Annotated in this window: 3 protein-coding genes; all 3 read left to right on the forward strand. The window is 75.8% G+C overall.

Annotated elements, in window-relative coordinates; translation table 11 throughout:
- Nucleotides 1-1,611, forward strand: a 1,611-nt coding sequence (locus ACSNN7_RS28720) for a class E sortase (protein ID WP_436684181.1), incomplete at its 5' end; no start/stop codon positions are given.
- Between the two features lie 5 nt (nucleotides 1,612-1,616).
- On the forward strand, nucleotides 1,617-1,901 hold the full coding sequence (locus ACSNN7_RS28725; protein WP_436684182.1) for a hypothetical protein: 285 nt from the start codon (nucleotides 1,617-1,619) through the stop codon (nucleotides 1,899-1,901).
- 4 nt (nucleotides 1,902-1,905) lie between these two features.
- Nucleotides 1,906-2,556 (forward strand): aminodeoxychorismate/anthranilate synthase component II, encoded by a 651-nt coding sequence (locus ACSNN7_RS28730; protein WP_436684183.1) that lies wholly within the window; start codon nucleotides 1,906-1,908, stop codon nucleotides 2,554-2,556.
- The last annotated feature ends 131 nt before the right edge of the window (nucleotides 2,557-2,687 follow it).

Below are 2,687 nucleotides of genomic sequence, written 5' to 3' on the forward strand. Positions count from 1 at the left end.
GCCCCCGCCGACCCGACCCGGGACCGCCCGACCGCCGACCGTGGGCAGGGCCGCCCGCCCGTCGACCCGACACCCGACCGCGCCCCGGCCGGCCCGTACCCCGGTGGCTCACCGGCGGCCCGCCCCGCGGACGGCCCGAGCCGCCCCGCGCCGCCCGCCTGGCCCGGCAACGCCCAGGTCCGCCCGGCGTCCCCGGCCCCGCAGCCGCCGTCGGCCCCGGCCGCGCCGCCCGGCCACCGCACGCCCGCCGGGCCGGAGCAGCCGGCCGCGTTCGGCCCCGCTCCGGCGGTCGCCGACCACCAGCCCCGATCCGGAGTACGGCCGCAGCCCGCCACCGAGGCGCCGACCGCCTTCCTGCCGATCATCGCCGCCCGTCCCACGGACCGTCCGGCCGCTGCGCCGGAGGCCCGATCCACCGGCCGGCCCTCCGGCGACGATCGCGCCGCCGGACACCCGTACCCGTCCTCAGGTGGCGGAGCCCGTCCCGGCGTACCCGTGCCGGAGGCCGGCCCGGGCGGGCCCGGACTGCCCCGCGCGGCCGCCTTCGAGGGTGGGCCGGCCCGCGCGGCCGCTCCCGACGCCCGCCCGACCAGCGGCGGCCCCGGCGGCCCGACCGCGCACCTGCCCGGCGCTCAGCTGCCCGGCGCCCGTCCGGCCGGCGACGGGCTGGACCGGCCGGCCGACCCCGCGGCCACGGCCTTCATCCCGGCGGTGGCCGGACGGCCCGCGCCCACCCGGCCGCCGGCACTGGACTCCACGGCGCTGATGGGCGCGGTGCCGCCCGTGCCCGAGCGGGAGGACACGCCGGCGGGCGCCCCCGCCGAGGCGCCGCAGCCCCGGCGCGGCGAGCGGGTGGTCCAACTCCGCCCGCACCAGACCGGCGAGGGCTACAAGAGCGTCTACTCCGAGCTGACCCGGCCGTCCCTGGCGTCCCGGCTGCGCACCGGCATCCGGGCCACCGGCGAGGTGCTGATCACCTTCGGCCTGGTGGTGCTCCTCTTCGCCGGCTACGAGATCTGGGGCAAGTCGGCCATCGTCGACGCCCACCAGGGCGACCTCAGCAGCCAGCTGGCGCAGGAGTGGGGCCCGAGCGGCGATCCCACCGTCGCGCCGTCCGCCGGGCCGACCGCGAAGCCCAAGCCCCCGGTGGAGGGCAAGCCGATCGCGGGCCTCTACATCCCCAGGCTCGACAAGAACTGGGTCGTGGTGGAGGGCGTCACCCAGAAGGACATCCGGTACGCCCCGGGCCATTACCCGAAGAGCGCCATGCCCGGCGAGGTGGGGAACTTCTCCGTCGCCGGGCACCGCAACCGGGCCACCTTCTGGAGCCTGGACGAACTCGACGACGGCGACGCGATCGTCGTCGAGACCAAGACCAACTGGTACGTCTACAAGGTCATCGAGAGCCGGATCGTCCGGCCCGACCAGGTCGAGGTCGTGGCGCCGGCCCCGATCAAGCTGGCGCCGGGCGAGAAGCCGAAGAAGCTGCTCACCCTGACCACCTGCAATCCGAAGTTCGACAACTACCAGCGCCTGATCATCCACGCCGAGCTGGACCCCCGGGCCAGCATGCCCAAGTCCGAGGGCCGCCCGGCGGCGCTGGGAGGCTGACGACGATGTACGCCTGGATCTGGCGCAAGCTGCCCTTCGGCGTGGCCGGCAAGCTCACCGGTTCGCTGCTGCTCGCCGCCGCCACCGTCGCCCTGCTCTGGTACGTGGTCTTCCCCTGGGCCGAGCCCCTGGTGACTCCCTTCGACGACGTGCAGGTCACCCAGGACACGGGCGTGCCGGGCGACCCCGGTGCGCCCGGTGTCGAGCAGGACGCCCCGGCGGGCGACGAGTACGACCTGCCGTACGACACCGAGCAGAACAACACCCCGCCCCCCTCCCCGGACGAGTGAGCCCATGCGTGTCCTGGTCATCGACAACTACGACTCGTTCGTCTTCAACCTGGTGCAGTACCTCGGCCAGCTCGGCGTCGACTGCGAGGTCCGCCGCAACGACGAGATCGACGTCGCCGAGGTGGGCCGGCTCGACCCGGCGGGCGTGCTGCTCTCGCCCGGACCGGGCAGCCCGGACCGCGCCGGCATCTGCCTCGACGTGATCAAGCAGTACGCCGGCAGGCTGCCCCTCTTCGGCGTCTGCCTCGGCCACCAGGCCATCGGGGAGGCCTTCGGCGCCACCGTGACCCGGGCCCCCGAACTGCTGCACGGCAAGACCTCGGAGGTACGCCACCACTCGGTGGGCGTACTGGCCGGGCTGCCGGACCCGTTCACCGCCACCCGGTACCACTCGCTTGCCGTGCTCCCCGAGACGCTCCCCGACGAGCTGGAGGTCACCGGCTGGACCGGCTCCGGCGTCGTGATGGCGATGCGCCACCGGACGCTGCCGATCGAGGGCGTCCAGTTCCACCCGGAGTCGGTGCTGACCGAGGGCGGTCACCTGATGCTGGCCAACTGGCTGGCCGCCTGCGGCCACCCGGAGGCGCTGGACCGCGCCCCGGAGCTGGCGGCCGAGGTGGACGCGCGGCGGCGGGCCGCCTTCGCCAACACCTGAGCGCACCCACCACAGCAGGAAGGCCCGGTCCCCTCCGCGGGGACCGGGCCTTTCGTCACTGCTGCGTCCGGCTCACCGGGTGGGGGCGCCGTTCGGGGGCGGCGGGAACAGGCCACCACCGGTGCCGGTGG

It is taken from the genome of Micromonospora sp. URMC 105 (assembly GCF_051386295.1).
GTDB lineage: Bacteria > Actinomycetota > Actinomycetes > Mycobacteriales > Micromonosporaceae > Micromonospora.